This window comes from Lysinibacillus sp. BNK-21 (genome assembly GCF_048684915.1).
In the GTDB taxonomy this organism is placed as follows: Bacteria; Bacillota; Bacilli; order Bacillales_A; family Planococcaceae; genus Lysinibacillus; species Lysinibacillus capsici.
In genome coordinates this window covers 2,752,861-2,773,593 of record NZ_JBLQTS010000001.1, presented here as the reverse complement: position 1 = coordinate 2,773,593, position 20,733 = coordinate 2,752,861, and the positions used below count along the sequence as shown (strand labels likewise).

Below are 20,733 nucleotides of genomic sequence, written 5' to 3'. Positions count from 1 at the left end.
GTTGAATCTCACTGGATAAACGAAAAAACTATTGTAATTATAATAAATGCTTGATAACATGATGAAATTGTAGTGAAAAATCATTCGATTAAAATAATTTGCTATAGTCTAAAACTACTAAGGAGCACATCAATTATGCAACAAAAAATACCTTTTTCAACTTACGCAGTCATTGGTACCATGTTATTTGGACTGTATTTTGGAGCAGGGAACCTAATTTTTCCTATTCAAATGGGTCAATTTGCTGGGACTAATTTTTGGTTTGGATTAATCGGATTTTTAGTGACTGCTATCGGCTTACCATTCCTCGGAATTTTGGCAATTGGCTTATCAGGTAGTAATGGTTTACGTGATCTAGCCAATCGTGTTCATCCTATATTTGGTATTATTTTTTCATTGGCACTGTACTTAACAATCGGACCATTCTTTGCCATCCCACGTACAGCAACTGTACCTTTTGTAGTAGGGTTTGAGCCATATATTCAAGCACAGCATGCAACACTGCTACTTGCTGTATTTAGCTTTATATTTTTTGCCATTGTCTACTATTTTTCTTTAAATCCAGCGAAAATAATGGATTATATCGGTAAATATTTAACGCCTGCATTTTTAGTTGTTTTATTTATTTTAATTATTACAAGCATTACGAAGCCAATGGGCCATTTCCAGCAGCCAATTGGTGAATATATGGATGCCGCCTTTATGACAGGCTTTAAAGAAGGCTATAATACGATGGACGCCCTTGCCTCACTAGCCTTCGGGATTGTTGTCATTAATGCAATTAAAAGTGCAGGGATTACAGATCGTAAGGAAATTGCCAAGGCTACATGGACATCAGGTATTTTTGCGATGGCTTTAATGACGCTGATTTATGGTCTCATAACATATATGGGCGCTTCCAGTATTAATGCTGTCGGGACTTTTGATAATGGTGGTTTAATCTTTGCGGCAGTGGCCGATCATTATTTCGGCTCATTTGGAGCTATTTTATTGGCGGTCATCATCGTTCTCGCTTGCTTAAAAACAAGTATCGGCTTAATTACATCTTGTAGTGAGTTTTTCCATGAGGTATTTCCAAAAATTAGTTACAAATGGTTTGTGTTTCTGTTGTGTGCTGTATCCTTTACGATTGCGAATTTTGGTTTAAACAATATTATCAAATATGCTATTCCAGTTTTAATGTTCTTATATCCATTAGCGATCGTCCTAATCTTGCTCGCTCTAAGCTCATCCTTCTTTAAGAATAAGCAAACAGTGTATGCCATAGCGATGATTTTTACATTTTTCATTAGCCTGATTGATGGCTATAAAGCTCTGGTAGAAAGTGTGCCAGATGCGAAGTTAGGTATATTGGATGCAGTAGAGAAATACTATTCTGCGATGCTTCCTTTTTATGATATTGGCTTAGGATGGATACTGCCAGCGTTAATAGGGGCAGTAATTGGAAGCATGATTCCGTCTCGAAAAGTTATATAATGAAAGAAACACGCACAGAAAATGTCTCTGTGCGTGTTTCTTTATGGATTAGTAAGCTGTCCAGCCACCATCAACAGCAATAACTTGTCCATTCACAAAGCTAGCCTCATCTGAGCCTAGGAAGATCGCTAATTGAGCGATTTCTTCTGGCTGACCAGCCCGCGGATTGATGGATAGTCCTAGTGCTTGTCGTGCAGCACCTGTTTGGCTCATATTTGTCATAGAAGAGGCGATATTGGTCATCACTGCTCCTGGCGCAATACCATTACAGCGAATATTTTTATCAGCATACATAAAGGCTGTATTTTTTGTTAAACCAACTACCGCATGTTTTGAAGCTGTATAAGCAGCCCCAGCCCGTGCACCATATAAGCCACCTGCAGAAATATTATTGACAAAGACACCGTGACCTTGTGCAAGGAAAATTTCGGTAGCCATACGCATAGAGCGCATAATAGCTGTTGTATTCACTGCAAATACTTTTTCCCATCGTTCATCAGAAATTTCTCCAACTGGCTCCATACCATCCATAATACCTGCATTGTTGACTAATATATCTAATTGACCATAGTTCGTTTTTGTTTCATCAAATAAGCGTTGTAAGTCTTCTGTTGATGCGACATTGGTTTGAATGGCAAATGCTGTTCCTCCAGCCGCTTGAATACCTTCCACAACCGCTTGGGCACCCTCTAAATTTAAGTCTGAAACGGCAACCTTAGCGCCTTCTTTTGCATATCCTTCTGCAATGGCTTTCCCCATACCTGAAGCTGCACCTGTCACAATGGCTACTTTACCTTCTAATCTCATCTCAAAGACCTCCTCATAGTAATATCTTTACTTATTGAACATCTGTTCATTAAAATCATATAATAAAGATGAAAGCGATTTCAATATGCAAAAAAATGGGATGTGTTGAGTAATCAACACATTTGGACAATCTGTTTATTAAGGAGTTGAAAAAATTGCGTACTACGGATTTACGGATTATTAAAACGAAGCAAGCTCTCCACGATGCTTTATTGACATTGCTTAGCCAAAAACCATTGGAGCAAATCTCCATTGCTGAAATTTGTAGAGAAGCAAAGGTCAATAGAGGAACCTTCTATTTACACTACGAGCAAAAAGAGGGGCTCTTTGAAGAATATTTTCAGGAGATAATGGAGGATTTATATCAATCCTATGAAGAACCCTATCGTGCCGTCACGACATTGGACACAAATCAATTAGATCCCAATACTATCCGTATTTTTCATCATATTGAACGCTTTAAAATGTTTTACCGTATCGTCTTTTCTAAAAATGTCCCGCTGACCTACTATTACATGCTATTTGATGGGATTTATTCCCTGCTAAAACGCGATATTACCACACAGCACATACATCAAATGGAGGATCATATCTCGATCGACTATTATAGTGCCTATCAAGCAAACGCCATCATCGGACTCATCATCCAATGGTATCGCGGCGATTTCAGCGATAGCGTGACCATGTTAAATCAACAGCTAGCAGCTATTTTAAAGAATGTGAGGAGTGGGGGATAGAACGCTTGAATTGAAGGATAGAAGAGAAAAAGTGGCGGATAGAACGCTCAATTTGAAGGATAGAGTAAGAAGCAGTGGATAGGACGCCAAAATTGAAGGATAGTATTGGAAAAGTAGCGGATAGAACGCTCAATTTGAAGGATAGAGTAAGAAGCAGTGGATAGGACGCCCGAATTGAAGGATAGAAGAGAAAAAGTGGCGGATAGAACGCCCAATTTGAAGGATAGAGTAAGAAGCAGTGGATAGGACGCCCGAATTGAAGGATAGAAGAGAAAAAGTAGCGGATAGCCAGCTCAAAGTGAAGGATAGAAGAGAAAGAGTAGCGAATAACCACTCAAAGAGAAGGTCTACATCAACTTGTAGACCTTCTCTTTTCTATTAAATCATCGGACTGGAGCTGGCTTAAATGTGACGATCAACGTAGCAATGGCTAGTGTCACAAAGATGATGATGGCCAATGAGCTACTGTTTTGCAGGAGATTATCAGAACTACCACCAAAGATGATTGTGTAGTAGCCATCTGCTCCATACGAGGCAGGTAGCATGGCAGCGACCTGTTTGTATCCTTCAGATAGCATGGTTTTTGGAACAAGTACACCTGATGTTACTAATTGGAGTGAGAGAGCACAAATATTAAATATCATCCCCATATTCCCAAAGGCAATTACAAATACTTGGGCCAAGCTAAGGAAAGCAAGATACATTACAGATTGGAAGAGATAAATCGACAGCAGGCTTTCTTGACTATCGATATTAAAAAGGTGCATCAAGCCAATTGTTATGAATGGCAATGTAAAGGCTACGCCCACATTGAGTAGCTGTCGTGCGAGAAACAATTGCCATTTTGATAGGCTGTCTTGAACGAGCTGTGCTGCTTGCTGGTGTTGCATAATCATAACCATCGCTCCCACAAAGGAGGAGATGATGACCATAAGTGGGACAAAGTTTGCAGCAAATCCCTTTACATCATTGGTTTTTACAATCGTACCATCGACGGGATGGTCTTTGACATTCATTACAGTCGTTTTGACAGAAGTGGTAATTTGTTGGGCAGTGTGTTGCTCGAAGGGAAGCTGAGCAAATTGTTGAGCAAAGACTGCAACCGCTTGATTTTGTTGCATTGGATAGAGGGCTTGATTGATTTCTTCTGTTAATTGCTTTGCTACACCCTCCATCATATTTTTCGCTACACTTGCATTGGCTTGATTAATCGCATAAATAATTTCAGCCTCTTTCCCTGCTTGAATTTGATTTGTAAAATCGGATGGAATTTGCATAATCATATTAATTTGTCGTTCGTTTAATGCGCGCTCAGCTTCCTTCATCGAAGAATAGTCCTTCATTCCAAAGGGGATGGAGCCTTTGATGTTCTGTGCTACCTGTTGACCCATTACAGAATCTTCCACAACAATACCAATGCTTAACTGTTCCGCTCTTTCATTGACACCATCATAGGCAGTCATCCAAATTGTAAAGAATATTAATTGGAAGGCAATGGTTGCAACAATGCCGATATAGGTTTCACGAACTCGCAATAGTGCTTGTAAACCTGTCATTTTTTATTCCCCCTAAAATTAAGTAAGTACTTACTTGCATTGATTAGAAAAATTTTTTCTAGGAAACGAGTCCCCTAGAAAAAATAGCAACACTAGTTTGTAAAAGTTCTTCAGTTGGTAAGTCAGACACGATAGTTCCAAGGCGAGCACGTGACATAAAATGACCAAAATTCAAAGCTATAAGCGATAACGCTGCTGCTTCAAAATCAACTTCTCTTATTTTTCCTTGTTGATGCATCTCTTGAAAATAGAGAATGAGCTCCTTTTTTATGAGGAGCGGGAGATTGGCGATTTCCTCACTAATTTCAGGAAATTGAATAGATTCCTTAAAGCCGATCATGACAAAATCTTTAATCGACATTAAAAAATGAAAATGCTTCAGTGAGAAATTCAATAAATCCTTTTCTAATTCCCACGTTACATTTTGATTGATCTCCTGCTGTAGAAGAGGATAATAAGAAAATTGCTCAATAATGGCTTTTAATAAACCACGTTTGTTGCCAAAGTGACGAAAAAGAGTGACCTCATTGACACCTGCTAATTCTGCAATGGTTTTGGTAGTTGCAGCTGTATAGCCTTTTTCACTAATCAATTGTAGAGCAGCTTCGATAATTCGTTGCGCAGTTCCTTTCGTTGTCAAGAACATACTTCCTTCCATGCAAGTAATTACTTACATCCTAGCATAGTGTACGAGGATCTGCAACACTGTGAATGAGCGTTGACAATTATATCGACTGCTGATATATTTTGAATATATCGACTGGCGATATATTGATAGACGATATAAAGGAGGATTTGTATGACACAGGAGCATCCGCCATTAACAGAGGGCGTTTATTATATTTTATTAGCATTATATGAGTCGAGGCATGGCTATGGCATTATGCAATTGGTGGAAGAAATGAGCAATGGAAGAGTGCGCTTAGGGGCCGGAACCATATATGGTGCGATTAAAACATTGTTGGAACGAGGATGGATAGAGGCACTTGATGGAGATGGCAGAAAGAAAGAATATATTATTACTGAAACTGGAAAAACAGTGGTGGAATATGAAATTTTACGATTAAGGGAACTTTTTGACAATGGTATCCGTATAACGAGAGGAGTTGAATAATATGCATAAATATCGATTGATGATTAATCCCTATGCAATAGAGAAGTGGGTCAATGACATGGCTAGTCAGGGCTGGCACTTAAAAAAATTTACATGGATTCGTTTTACGTTTGAGCGTGGAGAACCAAATAGCTATATTTATCGCCATGATGAATTAGAGCGATTCGGTATGCACTATGAAGAGGAATTTCTCGAATTTCTCAAATCCTCTGGCATTGAACAAGTAGACCGCTCTGGAAATTTTGTATTTTTTAGAAAAGCAGCACAGGAAGGTCCATTTGAGCTGTATACAGATAAAAAAACGAAAATTGGTAACCTGTCAAAAAAGATGAGGATCCTGCTTTCTCTTATTCTACTTAATTTGTTCATTGGACTGATCGGTTTAATTGGCGATTTTTCGGAGCAAACAACAGACTGGGTTGGTTTTGCGTTAAATACGCTGAATCTTGTGGTTGTTGTATTATTTGCCCTCCCATTCTATAAGCTTATGCGTATACGTAATCGATTAAAGAGAGAATTAAATGTATTTTCGGATTAACGAAGCGTCTATTATTTTCCGGGAAATCAGAAAATAATGAAAAAGGAAGCATGATTTTATAGTAGGAGTGATGCAAAATGAAAAAAAGAATGTATCGTTTTTTTATTGATTACGAAAAGGAAGAGCGATGGGTCAATGACATGGCAGATCGGGGGTGGAATCTTAAAAAGACGGTAGTAGGCTACTTTGTTTTTGAAAAAGGGACACCAGGTCAATATATTTATCGAAATGAATTTATCAATAGAAAGTCGAAGGATTATTTTGAGTTTCTAGACGAAATGCATATCGAGTGTGTGTCTAAGTTTGGTGGGTGGGCCTATTATCGAAAACCAAAATCGGAGGGCCCTTTTGAGATATTTTCAGATGCTTCCTCGAAAATAAACTATATTAAATCCATGAATCGCATTTTTATATTCGTGCTACTGTTAAATTTAATCATTGGTATTTATAATCTATCCCTTGGTTTACGGGAATTCGTTGTAGGATCTATGAATACAAGTGTGGGGTGCATGAATTTGATTGTCGCCTTACTGCTATTCATTCCTATAGTAAAAAATGAAAATCGTAAAAAGGGCTTGAAACAAGACTTACATATATTTGAAGGATAAGGAGGAAGACAACATGACATTACAGTTACAGCATGTCACAAAGAAATACAAGGATTTTACAGCTGTAGATGATTTAAATTTTACCATTGAAAAAGGGGAAATTTTCGGTCTAATTGGTCAAAATGGTGCAGGAAAAACAACGACATTCCGAATGATTTTAGATTTACAGGAGACGACAGCGGGGACGATTACTTGGGATGGGCAGCCAGTTAATGCCATTAACCGAGATGTCCTTGGTTATTTACCAGAGGAGCGTGGTATTTTCCCAACAATGAAGGTAGAGGAGCAGCTTTACTTTTTTGGTGAGCTACGTGGCATGAAACGAGCAGAGCTGAAAAAGGAAATAGATTTTTGGATTCAACGCTTTGAACTGGAGGAAAAACGCAAGGATAAGGCAGAAACACTGTCAAAGGGGAATCAGCAAAAGGTACAGCTAATTGCCAGCTTTATCCATAAACCTGCGTTTTTAATTTTAGATGAGCCGTTCAGTGGGCTAGATCCCGTCAATAAAGATTTACTAAAGGATGCTATTTTACTATTGAAAGAGCAAGGCACGACGATTTTGTTCTCCAGTCACCAAATGGACAATGTCGAGGAGCTTTGTGATCATTTGTGTTTATTAAAACGAGGTGTTTCTTTATTTTCTGGAAGCTTACTAGATTTAAAGAAACAATATGGTAAAACAAAGCTTGCTGTCCGTACGGATTGGTCAACAACACAATTATTGGCACTTGAGGGTGTCAAGGATGTGCGTGTAGAGAAGGAGCAAACAGTGCTTACATTAGTGGACGAAAGCTTTGCTCAAGGTATCTTTGAGCAGCTATCCAATGGGAAGTATATTGAAAAATTCAGCTTAGATTATTTATCGTTAGATGAAATCTTTAAAGATAAGGTAGGTGGCCATGTTGTCGAAGTTTAGTTTATTAATGAAGCAATTATATAAAGCTAAAATTAAATCAAAATCCTTTATCTTAATGACTTGTTTATATGTAATTGTCATGTCAGTGGCTGTCTTCTGGTCAGAAATTAAGGAATTATTCACAGGTGATGATGAAGCACAGCAAATCGCGATTATTAATAAAACCTCTGCTGATCTAAGTGGTATTTTTGTCTCGAATGGAGATATGAATTTTATTCAAGATGAGCAAGATGTATCGACCCTTGAAAAAAGAGTAAAGGACGGCAAGCTGGATGCGATTGTGACGATTAACGACCAAAATGGTCAATTACATGCGGAAATTGCTACGTTTACACCACTGAAATTAAACGATCAATCTACATTATCATCCTTATTACAATATGCAGGACAACACTATGCCGTACAACAATTATCGCTTTCACCTGAGCAAGCGGCACAAATCATGGCAGCTCAAACAACAATTTCCACGAAAAACTTAAATGAGGCATCAACAGGTGGAAAAAGTGAAGAAGAAAAGCAATCAGGGCTAGTAGTTTCTTATGCGGTAGGAATTTTAATCTATTTCTTCATTTCTACATTTCTATCGATGATTACGACTGAAATAGCCTCTGAAAAAGGCTCACGCGCAATGGAAATGCTGTTAGTTAGTGTCAAACCTGGGACACATTTTAAAGCAAAAATCGCTGGAGTTTTATTGCTCGCTTTAACACAGATGGGTATTATTGCGATCGTGTTCCTTATCTATGCGAAGTTTATCAAAGGTGGAATGGTTTGGGATGCAGCTGCTAGCATTGTCAAGGAATTGTCCGTTGGCTATGTCATCTATGCTATCGTATTCCTACTGTTAACAGTTATCCTTTATCTTATTATCGGTGCATTATTTGGCTCTTTAGTATCGAAAGTAGAAGAGGCGGGTCAAGTATTAATGCCTGCGATGATTATTACGATTATTGGCTTCTATGTTATGCTGACAGGCATGGGGAATCCAGATACAATTATCATTAAAATATTCTCTTATATCCCACTAACTTCTGGAATGATTATGCCAATGCGTATTGGCGCTACAGATATCGGTGGCATTGTACCATTACTTTCTTTAGGAATTTTAGTCGTAACGATTGTTGTCGTATACCTATTCAGTTTATCGTTCTATAAACGTAGTGTATTGACATATAGCTCTGGCGGCGTCATTCAAAAAATTAAAACGGTATTAAAGGTAACAACATAACATAATGGCAGCTACATGGATAATGTAGCTGCTTTTTTGGTGTCATGGTGCCATTGTTAGCAAACAATGTAAAGGAATTTACGGAATCAGTCGAATTTTGGCTAGAAAGAAGCTATAATTTATAAAAGGGGATGAGATGATGTTAGCTAAATCAGAGGTGGAGGCAATTCTTGACCGATCATCAAATCAGCGTTTAGCAACAATCGAAGAAAAAGCGCAGCTCTTTCAAAAGCTTCAACAGCTGTGTCCTACTAGTAAAGAAATAGCAGAAATTCTTCACTATTGCACTGAAGTGGAAATTTTTGTTGATAATGCTCACCCTAATCAATATAGTTTGCAATATAAGGTACATCAGAATGGCTATTGTATAGCAGATTCGTATTTTTTCATCCTATAGAAAATGAAACTTTTTTACATGGTAATCGTAAGTAATTAGTAGAGATAAATTGCAGGGGGTAAAACATATGTCTGAATTCAACAATGATCTTTTAAAATCCAAGGACCCATTCGCTTCAGAAAATCCTTTATTACAGCCAAATCCACTTTTACAGCAAACGGCTGAGCAAAAGCCAGTACTTGTATCTGAGCAGGAACTATCACAAATCGCTCAAAACCAGCTAATGTTAAAGCAGGATCCAGAGGTTCATACACTTGCACAAAAAATTGATGTCAAAGATCAAATTGCCATGCTAGAGCTCGGTAAAGAAACGGCAAGTGGCATTTCAACCTTTTCTGATAAAATGCTCGCAACGATGAAAGCTAGTAAGCTTGAAGAATCGAGTGTGCTTTTAAATAACCTGAATAAAATTATGGATAAATTTGATCCACAGGATTTTGCGGAAGAGAAAAAGGGCGGTTTCATCTCCAAGCTCTTTAACAAAGGAAAAGAGCAATTGGAAAGGTTCTTATCTAAGTATGACAGCATGAATAAAGAAGTGGATGTCATTTACCGTGAAATCCAAAAATATGAAGGGGAAATGAAGCGTAATACCATTGACCTTGAAAATTTGTATGATCAAAACTTAAACTACTTCCAATCATTAAGTAAATTTGTTGCAGCTATTGAAGTGAAAACAGAAGAGGTTCGTGCGTCTTTACCAGCACTTGAACAAAAGGCTCAAAGTGGTGATCAATTGGCAGCTATGGAATATGAAACAATGCTACGCGCTGTGGAATTATTAGAGCAACGTCGCTATGATTTAGAAATGGCACAACAAGTATCATTCCAATCAGCACCACAAATTCGCTTAATGCAGCAAGGGAACAATCATCTAATTGCCAAGATTAATTCTGCCTTTGTCACAACGATTCCGATCTTTAAGCAGGGGCTTATTCACGCAGTGACATTAAAGCGTCAAAAGTTGATTTCTGATTCTATGGTGGAACTAGATCGCCGTACGAATGAAATGCTTGTGCGTAATGCAGAAAATATTAGTAAGAACAGTGTGAATATTGCTCGTCAAGCTGGTAGCCCAAGCATTAAAATCGAAACCATTGAAACAACATGGCAAACAATTATGGCTGGTATTCAAGAAACAAAGCAAATTCAAGCAGAAACAGCAAGAAACCGTGAAGAAGGTCGTAAACGTATTGAGCGTTTGCAATTGGAGTATGAGAAACTGAAAAAAATGTAAGGCTAAAGCTTCTTGCAGCTATTGTTGCAAGAGGCTTTTTTTATGGAAAGGGTAGGCAGATAGAGGCTCCTTCCACACAAGGGAAATGATCTTTGACAAAAAGCAAAATAGTGATTATGATAATATTAAATGAGAATGATTATCAAATAGAAAAGGAAGCGGAAAGATGCTACACAAAGGTATTCGATTACATGTAATTATTCGTGGAGGAGTGAAAAAATAAATGGCAAATAAAATAAATCCCTCTACATTGTCGTATGAGCCGTTTAAAGATGGAACGCTTGCTCTATACACGACAGATAGCTTAATGATTGTACCGCAAAGTCGCTATCTAGAGCTTTTGCATATGGAAGAGTTATATAATGCTATGTATAAGGATTTAGATAACAAGCAAAATGGTTTAGAACGAGAACGAAAAATGCTAAAAAAACAAAATGCACAGCTAACAGAGGATCTACAAAAGTTAAAGCAGCAAAACACGGTCTTGCAGAAAAAGGTCACTGAATATAATTGTGTGGTGGAGGAGATGAAGGTGCTCCGTCAACAAAATACAGACCTTCTCATTGAACTAAGTAAATATACAGCGATGTCAAGAGAGTCATTGACGGGGCCCTTGAAGTCGATGATTCGAGATATGCGTGAGCAAGGGGTTGGAATTAAAGAAATCCATATTCGCATCAAGCGCCAAATCAATCCAGAGATTAGCTATAGTACTGTACGCAAGTATATTTCTGAGCTAGAGTCGGAACAAAAAGGTTAACAGCTTATAAAAGGAACTAGAAATTTGGCATTTACAGCAGCTACTCAAAGTCCTATAATGAGTCTATTCTTTAACTAGTTTAAGATTATAGGAAATCGTTAACCGATTTCAGTAAGAGTAGGAGCGTTAATATCATGTCAAATGAGAAAAAAGGAGTTTTGGCAGCCTTTTTTGCCTATGCCTTTTGGGGAGCATTCCCTCTATATTGGAAATTACTTGAGCATGTACCAAGTATGGAGATTTTATTATCCCGTGTCATTTGGTCCTTTGTCTTTACGGTGCTGGCAGTACTCGTATTTCGAATGCGTCAGGATCTCGTAGCAGATTTAAAATATTTATGGTCACATCAAAAGCATTTCTGGCAGCTTGCGGGTGCATCCTTTGTCATTTCAATGAACTGGTATTTATATATTTGGGCAGTGACGCATAATCATCTCATTGAAACGAGCTTAGGTTATTATATTAATCCGCTATTGTCTGTAATTTTCGGGGTGATTTTCTTTAAAGAATCGCTGAGTCGTGCACAATGGGTAGCAACAGGAATTGCTTTTATTGCGGTGATTATTTTAACGATCAATTACGGCTCAGTACCTTGGGTAGCTTTATTGATTGCGCTATCTTTTGCTATTTATGGTGTGCTGAAAAAGAAAATTACACTGGATGCTACAAGAGGCCTAGCCATTGAAACGTTATTGATTTTACCCTTTGCATTAGGCTATTATGTCTATCTTTTTGCTACACATCAAGCCTCGTTTTTACATGTCGATGTTAAAACAGATATTTTGATGATCTTTAGTGGTTTAGTAACAGCCGTCCCGCTTATTTTATTTGCGAAGGGGGCACAAAATATTCCTTTATATTTACTAGGGTTTATCCAATATGTATCGCCAACAATTGTCTTGATTTTAGGTATCGTGCTATACAAAGAGCCATTTAGTCAGGTTGAGCTCCTTGCATTCAGCATTATTTGGGCAGCTTTACTTTTATTTTCTGGTTCGAAAATTATAGAAACAAGAAAAGCCCATCATAAATCAGTTTCGTAAAAGACTTGTAGATTTTTCTACAGGTCTTTTTTTGTAACTTTTACCACTTCGCTTTGTAATGCACAAAACTTTTTTATTCCTTATCGGATTGGGCTGCTAGATTGTCTGCTATTTTGTTTAATCGTATCTTAAAGATCGATGAGGCTAACAATGAATAACTCATTCACCGCTGCTTTATATTGCGCTAAATGCAAGACTGCATAATGAAAGCCCATAGCGTTTATTTCACCACTCACAGTTGATGTGGCAGAGACTGTAGGGATTATAAAAATAAATAAGAAAATGAATGTAAACAGGCAATGGGTAGTCTTTTGTTGTATTTGGGTACTCCCTCCAAATAGAATCTTTTTGATAGATTCTACAAAATAGGAGAAAACCTTTTGAAGGTAGGTACCTTTACTTTCCTGTTAGCATATAGTAAAATGTCAATAATTAGATAACAATGATCAATTAATGAGAGGTGCTTTTTGTGAGTGCGGTAGGTTCTAACTAGGTAAAAATTGAATGAAATAGTGGCGATGACGACAGCAGGGGATACATGTTATGAAAACCCCTTATTTTGTCATGGATCTATTTCAACAACCTATGTAGATACCTACAATACTTTATTAAGCGTGGCAGATAGGATAGAAACTTCAATTAGCTGAAGTTTTATTTGTGATGCCAGGAAAATGCGCCTTTTAAAGATAGAGCTGTGGGGATTCCTCACAGCTTTTTTATTTTGTTTAAACCATCATTGCTATCTATTATTGGGTAGGTATCTTCATGTATGATAAAACATTACAATGAGGAGCAAAAAGAAATGAATAATACTACACTTGAAAAATTACAATATCATGAATTAAAGGACATCGTTAAATCCTATTGTGTCAGCGGGTTAGGAAAACAGCTTTTAGATAAATTAATGCCAAGCTCAAACTTAACAGTGGTAAAAAATCGGTTGAATGAAACAACAGAAGCTCGTGCAATATTGGATGCAGAGGGGCATGTTCCGTTTTTAGGGGTATCGAATATTGAGCATATTATGACAAAGCTTGAAAAGGGAATGCTTCTAGATCCCAGTGAGCTAGTGAGTATCTCTGATTTTTTAAGAGGCTGCCGCAACATCAAAAAATTTATGTTAGATAAGGCATTTTTTGCGCCTGTTCTTTCCTCTTACGCTCATTCTATGGCTGAATTTAAAAGCGTGGAGGAAGAAATTAATTTTGCGATCAAAGCCAATCGTGTAGATTCGGCTGCTAGTCGTGAATTAAAACGCATCCGACATCATATGGAAACGACAGAGGAAAAAATTAAAGAACGTTTAACGAAATTTTTAAATAACAGTGCCAATAAACCGTATATTCAGGAATTTTTTATTAGTCAAAAGGATGATCGCTATACGATTCCGATTAAGGCGACCTATAAAAATCATGTACAGGGTACGGTCGTTGAAATTTCCTCAAAAGGGGCAACCGTTTTTATGGAGCCAAGTGTTGTCGCTAAATTAAATGTAGAATTAGCTACCTTAAAGGCAGAGGAAGCCGTGGAGGAATACCAGATTTTAGCGTCTTTATCAGGGCTATTGATGGAACATCTTCATGCCATCACCATTAACATGGAGTTGATTAGTCAATACGATATGGTTTTTGCCAAAGCGAAGTTCAGTAGACAAATTGGTGGTAGGGAGCCACGTATAAATGATTACGGTTATATTCAACTAATCAATGGTAAGCATCCATTACTACCAGGAAATGCGGTACCCCTTCAATTTTCCATCACGAAAGACTACCGTAGCTTAATTATTACAGGTCCAAACGCTGGTGGGAAAACAGTTGTGTTGAAAACCATTGGCCTTTTAACATTAGCTACGATGTCGGGCTTCCATATTGTAGCGGACGAAGGAACGGAAATGGCTGTATTTGATCATATCTTTGTTGATATTGGCGATAATCAAAGTATAGAAAATGCACTTAGTACGTTTTCTTCTCATATGAAAAATCTTTCCGATATTATGAGAGCTGCTAATAATCATACACTCTTACTATTTGATGAAATTGGCAGTGGAACAGAGCCAAATGAAGGAGCTGCACTAGCCATTGCGCTATTAGAAGAATTTTATCAAATGGGCTGTATAACTGTGGCAACTACACATTATGGTGAAATTAAACGATTTTCTGAAATGCATCCTGATTTTATGAATGCGGCAATGCGCTTCCATGCTGATACATTAGAGCCTTTGTACCAATTACTCATCGGCACCTCTGGAGAAAGCAATGCCTTATGGATTTCTAAAAAAATGAATGTCCGCGAAGCGGTTTTACAAAGAGCAAAGGATTATATAAATAATAAACAATATCAACTGACGATCGTTCAGGACAGTAAAATTCGAAAGCCTAAAGAAGAGAAAAAAAGCTTGGCAGCAGCTTATACATTTGCAAAGGGGGATCGTGTGAAATTATTGGACTATGATGATGTGGGATTGGTATATGAAGAAATGAATCCGTACAATAATGTTAGCGTATTCTATCAGGGGCAAATACTAGAGGTCAATGTAAAGAGGCTTGCCCTTGAATTACCTGCAACAGAGTTATACCCTGAAGGATATGATTTAGAGACATTATTTGTAGACTATCAGGATCGGAAGCTTCAGCACGATATCGAACGTGGGTCGAAAAAAGCGTTACGCAAGATCCATAAGCAAATAAAGAGTGATCGTCAGCAATAAAAACAAGGGATTGCACAGCCTCGTGCAATCCCTTTACTAATTAAGTTATGGAATCAATCTGTGCCTTAATCGTTCGATAGACTTCCTCAATTTTTCGTTTATAGGGCAAATCCACTAAATCCAGTGAATCTGTATAGGCCATTTTTGCAATTTCATAGGCTGTTGTTAGCTCACCAAAATGTGCATAGCAAAGGGCTTTATAGGAAAAGCATTCATTTAAGCTTAAAATATCATATGGATGATTAATATAGATCGGTCTGTGTTTATACTGTTCGAATGCAGCCTTCGCCTCCTCATATTGTCCAAGTAAATATAAGGATTTTCCTTTTTCAGCATAGTAAAAGTTTGGATCTAGCTTGTCTAAATAATCATCGTGTCTAAGCTGATAAAAACGTTCTATTTCCATCAGAGCCTGCTCATAATTATTGCTGTAATTATTACAATAATGTGCCTTCAATACAAAAATAAAAGCATCAACCTCAACACGTTCAGCAAATGCCTGATATTGCTCCAGTTTCATAAACATATGATTGGTTTGTTCAAAATCACGATCAATCATGGCACAATAGGCACCAATTCTGTACATATTATCAATCTGATAGAACAATTGGTTTTTATGAGCATTGGCAATCGTCTCTTGAATTAATTTTTTCCCTTCCTCATGCTCACCAATTGCAAGTTGGAAAATACTTGTATAATAAGTCATTAATAAGGCATCACGAGAATCGAGCTGATAGTCCTCTTGTTCGATAATTTCCTTTGCCTGTAAGATACGATCGTACGCCAATGTATATTGACGTTTTGCTGCTAAAATAGCCATCTCGAGGATAAAGGTTTTGAACCAATGGCTGAGTAAATTAATTTCCTTAAAAATAGTGCGGGCTTGCTGAAGCGGGACTTCCCATGTTGTTAATCCAGCTTCATACTGGGCATCTGCGTAAATATACAATAAACGGCCAGCTTCATAACTTTGAGGCAGGCCCTCCACAGACGGCTTAATTAAATCGACAATTTCTTGATGATGATGAGCATCACCACGTTTTACTTCTGCAAATAAACTTTCCACCTGCTCTAATAGCTGGCGTATGGAGGATGGGGTTACTTCTTCCAGTAATTCACTAGCTTTTACACCTAAACGTTCAGCAATATAGTCAAGGCTTTCCATAGAAGGCTTAGCCTTATCATTTTCTATTTGGCTTAACATTCCTTTAGTTAGACGATCACCGGCAAGTGCCTCTAATGTTAATTTTTGTTCTTTCCTTAATTTGCGAATTCGTGTGCCTAAAGAGTCCACTGCCTCGCCTCCTTTTGTTTAATTATATTAAACTTTCGCTTGCATGAAAAGAGGGAGCTGTGGTATATTTTGTTTAACATAATTAAACTTTTTAATTTAGTTAAATAATGGAGGGATTTAGATGAATGAAGCGGAAAAATTAAAAAAGGCGACCTATCACTTATGGACGTTCACGGCGAGTAAAATGATTGCCATGTTGGGTGCAAACGTCATGGCATTCGGTATTAGCTTGTATATTTTAGCGATGACTGGGTCGGCAATGAGCTTCGCTACCAATATGATTTGTTCAGTATTACCCCGCGCACTTGTGGCACCCTTAGCAGGCTATGTCGCAGATAATTTTTCAAAAAAACGCACAATATTAATAGCACAGGCAGGAACCATTTTGACAGTAGGGGGATTACTGCTTTATACAGAAACAGTAGGAATGTCCGTTTATGCTATATACATAGCTACTGTTTTTAATACGATTTGCTCAGCCTTTTCTGGTGTAACGTTTTCATCAGCAATTGCCACACTTGTCAATCCAGAGAGATTACAACGTGCGATGTCATTTAACCAAATGTCAATGTCCGTAGCTGCAATTGGAGGACCAGTCATTGGTGGTATGATGTATGGATTTTTTAATATGGATGTATTTTTAATGGTGAATATGGTGGCCTATGCGATTGCCTTTTGTTTAGAGGCAACAATGGATTTTAACCTTTATAGTACAAGAGGGGAAGATACGAAAAAAGAAAAGATGTGGGAAGGGCTGAAAAGTGGTTTTCATTATATCAAGCAACGTAACGTCATTAAGACCATTATGTGGGTAGCATTGTGGATCAACCTATTCTTTTCTGCCATCGCTGTTGGAGGAACGTACATCATTATTGAATTGCTAAAAGTAGAATCCACACACTTTGGCTTTATTGAAGCGTCTGGTGCATTAGGTATGCTCTTAGCATCCCTTTATTTCGCAACAAGATCTGAAGTAAAGGTACCTTTACGCTTTTCGAAAATCAGCTTATTACTATTGGCGGGAAGTGTTGGCTTAGCAGTCATCCCTTTAGTTACTGATTTTTCCTATATAGCTATTGTGATCTTCTATCTCATCATTTACTTTATTTTCGCAATTTTCGAAATGGGGATTAATATGCCCATCGGGGTGTATATGCAAAAAATCATTGCGGAAGAGTACCGTGGGCGTGTTTTTGGGCTAATGGAGACGATGGCGATGTCCATGATGCCGATTGGTATGGTAGTCTATGGCATGTTATATGATACATTACCAGCAACTATTATTTTACCAGTAACGAGTGTCATTATTATTATCATTTCACTTGTGATGCTGCGCTCATCTATTTTAAAAGAGGCACATCCAGAGTATTATGAAAAAGCAGCTCTCCCAGAAGGTGTTGCGAACACAACAACTTAAAATAACGAGGCTGGGACAGAACTCGATTATATTGAAAAACAATAAAAATGGATATTAGCTTTTTCACTTTAAGAAGTTAAATATGCCTTCCTAAATCAAAAAAATGTTAGACTAATTATATCTTGGTCTAACATTTTTTCTTTTTGTCCCAGCCTCGTTCTTAGTGTTGAAAAACAAAACATTCAATTGAAAGGTAGAAATGGATTTCCGTTGCAGGCTACTTGCTTTCCTGTGGGCGAGCGCCGAATCGCTTCCTCCGCTACGGCTCCGTGCAGGGTTTCGCCTGTCTCGCTATCCCACGGGAGTCAAGTAGCCTTCCACTTCAACCCACTAACTTTTTAGCAAAGGTTTTCAAATAAAGTGAAGGTCTTCACTACCCATTTTATGGAGGGCTTTTGACACTCATTACTTCTTCGCAATGAAATTAAGAGTCTATCCTTTCTCTAATCATACAAATAATAGGCTAATTTGATTACTACGGCTAGCTAGTATGAAAGATAAGGAAAAGCCCCTTTTGCAGAATGGTTGATTGGAGTGGAGCCAGCGTCACTCCTAGGGGATTGAGCGTCACAGAGGAGACCCTGGAGCGAACGTAAGTGAGTGAAGCGGCTCATCGGACGCCCCCTGGAAAGGACGCTGGCGGAACGGAAATCAACCCCTCACCTTGCAAAGTTGCTTTTTCTGCCGTTGACATCATCTTTTTCAACAACAAGAACAGGCATGCGGTGAAATGCATGCCTGTTCTTTTACTGATCATCAATAACAATATAGGTTGCTTGAATAGGGCCATGGACACCAACGATAAGAATCATTTCGATATCGGCTGAGTTACTTGGTCCCGTAACAAAGTTGATACAGGAAGCAATTTTTTCACCCTGACGGATTTTTTCACTAATCCAACGAGCTGCCTGTGTCATACGAGGCACAATTGTACTTTTAGGAATGATAATGATCGACTTTTCAGGTAAAAAGCTAATGCTTCTCCCTCTATCTTTGCTACTAAAAAGCACGGCAGTCCCCGATTCTGCTAACGTCATTTCACTAATTGTCACGCCAATATTTGCTTTTTCAGCTTGACGGATATTTTCCTCAGGTTGCTGTGAATCCCATTCATAAAGCTGAATATTGGCTTGTGGCCATCGTTCGTTCATAAGTGCAGATAATCCGTAGTCCTGGAACCGTTTATCCTTCCATGTAATAACAGACTGACCTCCATACTTGTCAACAACGTCCTGTAAATCCTCTGGAAGTGTCGCAGTATTAGAAATGACAATATTGGTATGGATGTTGGCACACTGCTTAATTAATATTTCCACCAATTCATCCTTTGTCGCATCTTTGAGCACACGATCTTGTGGCTGATACTGCCAAGTTGGTCGTGGTAGTTTTGTCTTAGGCGAACGTCCGAGCTGCTTCGCAATATTTGCTAAAAAGGTTTCTCGACGCTGAATCATACCAGTCATTATTGCCCGCCTCCTTTTGGACGATGCTTCATCCAGTCTCTAAAGCTGTCTTTACTTGGTGCAGGGAAATCCCTTGCCTCAGTCCATGCTTTTAATGGGCCTGGACCATTAGAAATAGTCTTGTTTTTGATAAATGGAGACATGGCAGGTGCAGCCATTTTTGTCGCCATTTTATAAAGGGTAGGGGAGGAAGCCCCTAGACCAAATGCCTTCATTAAAAGCTTTTCAGAGATAGGTGCCTTGCCCTCATTTTCAACAATGACCTGACGATGGCGATGAATGAGCTGATGTAATGGAATTTTAACAGGGCAAGCATCTGTACAAGCACCGCACAATGTAGAAGTATAGGGCAGTTCTTTAAAATCATCGTAGCCTCCTAAAAGTGGAGAGAGCACAACACCTACAGGTCCAGAGTAGATAGAGCCATACGTATGCCCACCAACATGACGATAGACAGGGCAAGCATTAACACAGGCAGCACAGCGAATGCATTGTAAAATAGGCTGGAATTCACTACCTAAAATAGCCGAGCGTCCATTATCAACAATAACTAAATGAAATTCCTCTGGTCCATCCGTATCCTCTTCGTCCTTTACGCCTGTTAATGTTGTAATATAGCTCGTTAGCTTTTGACCGACAGCACTTCTTGTTAATAAACTAACAAGGACCTCCATTTCTTCAAATGTAGGAACTATTCTTTCCATTCCCATAACTGTGATTTGTGTTTTTGGTAGCGCTGTTACTAAATCAGCATTGCCCTCATTCGTAACGAGTGTAATCGATCCACTTTCAGCAATAGCAAAATTACAGCCTGTAATACCAATATCGGCTGTTAAATATTCCTGTCTTAATTTTTCACGTACATAAAGGGCAAGTTCCTCTGGCTTTTCTGTTTGGCTGTAGCCTTGTTTTTCCTTAAAAACATCTCGAATTTGCTCCTTATTTTTATGCAAGGCTGGCGCCACAATATGCGAAGGGGGCTCGTGATCTGCCACCTGCAAAATATATTCACCTAGGTCTGTCTCAATCACTTCACAACCAAGCGCTTCTAAAGCCGTATTTAAGTTAATTTCTTCTGTCACCATTGATTTGGATTTCACAATTTTTGCCGCATTTTTCTTTTCAGCAATGCTTTGAATATAGTCGGTTGCTTCCTGTGCAGTTTGCGCAAAGAACACATGCCCACCTCGTTTGGCAACATTTTCACTTAATTGATAAAGGTAATAATCAAGATTTGCTAAAACATGCTTGCGAATTTCCTCTCCATGAGAACGCCATTCTTCCCAATGTCCTAATTCCTCTGCTTGTTGAAGGCGACGTGTTTGAAAACGTTCTTGGGCACTCGAAACCGCACGACGCATAAACTGATTATCTAGCTCTTTCGTGACACGTTGTTGAAACCTATCATCACTTGTTTTCATGGCCATGTTTA

General features: G+C 38.3%; 19 protein-coding genes. 13 read left to right on the top strand and 6 right to left on the bottom strand.

What is annotated here, in order from left to right:
- Positions 1–135 precede the first annotated feature (135 nt).
- A complete protein-coding gene (gene brnQ / locus ACMGGO_RS14330; RefSeq protein ID WP_054550837.1) occupies positions 136–1,476 on the top strand; it encodes a branched-chain amino acid transport system II carrier protein in 1,341 nt (446 codons plus the stop codon).
- A 48-nt stretch (positions 1,477–1,524) separates the two neighbouring features.
- On the opposite strand, the gene ACMGGO_RS14325 is transcribed toward brnQ, so the two are convergent.
- Positions 1,525–2,283 carry an SDR family oxidoreductase gene (locus ACMGGO_RS14325; protein WP_066037728.1) on the bottom strand — a complete coding sequence of 253 codons (759 nt, stop codon included), beginning with the start codon at positions 2,281–2,283 and terminating at the stop codon, positions 1,525–1,527.
- A gap of 155 nt (positions 2,284–2,438) precedes the next feature.
- On the opposite strand from ACMGGO_RS14325, the gene ACMGGO_RS14320 reads away from it, so the two are divergent.
- A complete protein-coding gene (locus tag ACMGGO_RS14320) occupies positions 2,439–3,020 on the top strand; it encodes a TetR/AcrR family transcriptional regulator (protein ID WP_048390162.1) in 582 nt (193 codons plus the stop codon).
- A gap of 383 nt (positions 3,021–3,403) precedes the next feature.
- Here the strand turns inward: ACMGGO_RS14320 and ACMGGO_RS14315 are convergent, their stop codons facing one another.
- Entirely contained in the window at positions 3,404–4,576 is a 1,173-nt protein-coding gene (locus ACMGGO_RS14315; RefSeq protein WP_259948706.1) for a YhgE/Pip domain-containing protein, read from the bottom strand.
- 58 nt (positions 4,577–4,634) lie between these two features.
- A complete protein-coding gene (locus ACMGGO_RS14310) occupies positions 4,635–5,222 on the bottom strand; it encodes a TetR/AcrR family transcriptional regulator (protein WP_244205671.1) in 588 nt (195 codons plus the stop codon).
- Positions 5,223–5,375: 153 nt separating this feature from the next.
- Here ACMGGO_RS14310 and ACMGGO_RS14305 point away from each other — a divergent pair, with 153 nt between their 5' ends.
- From ACMGGO_RS14305 to ACMGGO_RS14260, 10 genes are all read left to right on the top strand, one after another.
- The gene (locus ACMGGO_RS14305; RefSeq protein WP_326141523.1) at positions 5,376–5,690 is read left to right on the top strand and encodes a PadR family transcriptional regulator; all 315 of its coding nucleotides are present in this window, start codon (positions 5,376–5,378) and stop codon (positions 5,688–5,690) included.
- 1 nt (position 5,691) lies between these two features.
- A complete protein-coding gene (locus ACMGGO_RS14300) occupies positions 5,692–6,228 on the top strand; it encodes a DUF2812 domain-containing protein (protein WP_374806214.1) in 537 nt (178 codons plus the stop codon).
- A 77-nt stretch (positions 6,229–6,305) separates the two neighbouring features.
- The gene (locus tag ACMGGO_RS14295; protein WP_066037731.1) at positions 6,306–6,836 is read left to right on the top strand and encodes a DUF2812 domain-containing protein; all 531 of its coding nucleotides are present in this window, start codon (positions 6,306–6,308) and stop codon (positions 6,834–6,836) included.
- A gap of 13 nt (positions 6,837–6,849) precedes the next feature.
- Positions 6,850–7,755, top strand: a complete 906-nt coding sequence (locus ACMGGO_RS14290) for an ABC transporter ATP-binding protein (RefSeq protein ID WP_048390175.1) — start codon at positions 6,850–6,852, stop codon at positions 7,753–7,755.
- The gene (locus ACMGGO_RS14285; RefSeq protein ID WP_081011063.1) at positions 7,739–8,983 is read left to right on the top strand and encodes an ABC transporter permease; all 1,245 of its coding nucleotides are present in this window, start codon (positions 7,739–7,741) and stop codon (positions 8,981–8,983) included. The genes ACMGGO_RS14290 and ACMGGO_RS14285 overlap by 17 nt, the downstream gene beginning before the upstream one ends.
- Before the next feature lie 139 nt (positions 8,984–9,122).
- On the top strand, positions 9,123–9,380 hold the full coding sequence (locus ACMGGO_RS14280) for a hypothetical protein (protein ID WP_048390179.1): 258 nt from the start codon (positions 9,123–9,125) through the stop codon (positions 9,378–9,380).
- A gap of 67 nt (positions 9,381–9,447) precedes the next feature.
- Positions 9,448–10,617, top strand: coding sequence for a toxic anion resistance protein (locus ACMGGO_RS14275; protein ID WP_048390185.1), 1,170 nt, complete (start codon positions 9,448–9,450; stop codon positions 10,615–10,617).
- A 223-nt stretch (positions 10,618–10,840) separates the two neighbouring features.
- On the top strand, positions 10,841–11,377 hold the full coding sequence (locus tag ACMGGO_RS14270) for a hypothetical protein (RefSeq protein ID WP_048390186.1): 537 nt from the start codon (positions 10,841–10,843) through the stop codon (positions 11,375–11,377).
- A 134-nt stretch (positions 11,378–11,511) separates the two neighbouring features.
- The gene (gene rarD, locus ACMGGO_RS14265; RefSeq protein WP_048390187.1) at positions 11,512–12,420 is read left to right on the top strand and encodes an EamA family transporter RarD; all 909 of its coding nucleotides are present in this window, start codon (positions 11,512–11,514) and stop codon (positions 12,418–12,420) included.
- Between the two features lie 802 nt (positions 12,421–13,222).
- The gene (locus ACMGGO_RS14260) at positions 13,223–15,127 is read left to right on the top strand and encodes an endonuclease MutS2 (RefSeq protein WP_420281974.1); all 1,905 of its coding nucleotides are present in this window, start codon (positions 13,223–13,225) and stop codon (positions 15,125–15,127) included.
- A gap of 40 nt (positions 15,128–15,167) precedes the next feature.
- On the opposite strand, the gene ACMGGO_RS14255 is transcribed toward ACMGGO_RS14260, so the two are convergent.
- Positions 15,168–16,421, bottom strand: coding sequence for a helix-turn-helix domain-containing protein (locus ACMGGO_RS14255; protein WP_103117812.1), 1,254 nt, complete (start codon positions 16,419–16,421; stop codon positions 15,168–15,170).
- A gap of 121 nt (positions 16,422–16,542) precedes the next feature.
- Here ACMGGO_RS14255 and ACMGGO_RS14250 point away from each other — a divergent pair, with 121 nt between their 5' ends.
- Positions 16,543–17,838: an MFS transporter gene (locus ACMGGO_RS14250; protein WP_048390190.1), complete on the top strand. Its 1,296-nt coding sequence runs from the start codon at positions 16,543–16,545 to the stop codon at positions 17,836–17,838.
- A 746-nt stretch (positions 17,839–18,584) separates the two neighbouring features.
- Here the strand turns inward: ACMGGO_RS14250 and ACMGGO_RS14245 are convergent.
- Positions 18,585–19,301 (bottom strand): LutC/YkgG family protein, encoded by a 717-nt coding sequence (locus ACMGGO_RS14245; RefSeq protein ID WP_048390192.1) that lies wholly within the window; start codon positions 19,299–19,301, stop codon positions 18,585–18,587.
- On the bottom strand, positions 19,301–20,728 hold the full coding sequence (locus ACMGGO_RS14240) for a LutB/LldF family L-lactate oxidation iron-sulfur protein (protein ID WP_420281973.1): 1,428 nt from the start codon (positions 20,726–20,728) through the stop codon (positions 19,301–19,303). Before ACMGGO_RS14240 ends, ACMGGO_RS14245 begins: the two co-directional genes overlap by 1 nt.
- Between the last annotated feature and the right edge of the window lie 5 nt (positions 20,729–20,733).

Coding starts and splice junctions, on each gene's coding strand:
- ACMGGO_RS14295 (WP_066037731.1), top strand. CDS start 6,306: ATGAAAAAAAGAATGTATCGTTTTTTTATTGATTACGAAAAGGAAGAG.
- ACMGGO_RS14245 (WP_048390192.1), bottom strand. CDS start 19,301: ATGACTGGTATGATTCAGCGTCGAGAAACCTTTTTAGCAAATATTGCG.
- ACMGGO_RS14260 (WP_420281974.1), top strand. CDS start 13,223: ATGAATAATACTACACTTGAAAAATTACAATATCATGAATTAAAGGAC.
- ACMGGO_RS14305 (WP_326141523.1), top strand. CDS start 5,376: ATGACACAGGAGCATCCGCCATTAACAGAGGGCGTTTATTATATTTTA.
- ACMGGO_RS14315 (WP_259948706.1), bottom strand. CDS start 4,576: ATGACAGGTTTACAAGCACTATTGCGAGTTCGTGAAACCTATATCGGC.
- rarD (WP_048390187.1), top strand. CDS start 11,512: ATGTCAAATGAGAAAAAAGGAGTTTTGGCAGCCTTTTTTGCCTATGCC.
- ACMGGO_RS14270 (WP_048390186.1), top strand. CDS start 10,841: ATGGCAAATAAAATAAATCCCTCTACATTGTCGTATGAGCCGTTTAAA.
- ACMGGO_RS14275 (WP_048390185.1), top strand. CDS start 9,448: ATGTCTGAATTCAACAATGATCTTTTAAAATCCAAGGACCCATTCGCT.
- ACMGGO_RS14240 (WP_420281973.1), bottom strand. CDS start 20,728: ATGGCCATGAAAACAAGTGATGATAGGTTTCAACAACGTGTCACGAAA.
- ACMGGO_RS14250 (WP_048390190.1), top strand. CDS start 16,543: ATGAATGAAGCGGAAAAATTAAAAAAGGCGACCTATCACTTATGGACG.
- ACMGGO_RS14325 (WP_066037728.1), bottom strand. CDS start 2,283: ATGAGATTAGAAGGTAAAGTAGCCATTGTGACAGGTGCAGCTTCAGGT.
- ACMGGO_RS14290 (WP_048390175.1), top strand. CDS start 6,850: ATGACATTACAGTTACAGCATGTCACAAAGAAATACAAGGATTTTACA.
- ACMGGO_RS14280 (WP_048390179.1), top strand. CDS start 9,123: ATGTTAGCTAAATCAGAGGTGGAGGCAATTCTTGACCGATCATCAAAT.
- ACMGGO_RS14300 (WP_374806214.1), top strand. CDS start 5,692: ATGCATAAATATCGATTGATGATTAATCCCTATGCAATAGAGAAGTGG.
- brnQ (WP_054550837.1), top strand. CDS start 136: ATGCAACAAAAAATACCTTTTTCAACTTACGCAGTCATTGGTACCATG.
- ACMGGO_RS14310 (WP_244205671.1), bottom strand. CDS start 5,222: ATGTTCTTGACAACGAAAGGAACTGCGCAACGAATTATCGAAGCTGCT.
- ACMGGO_RS14285 (WP_081011063.1), top strand. CDS start 7,739: ATGTTGTCGAAGTTTAGTTTATTAATGAAGCAATTATATAAAGCTAAA.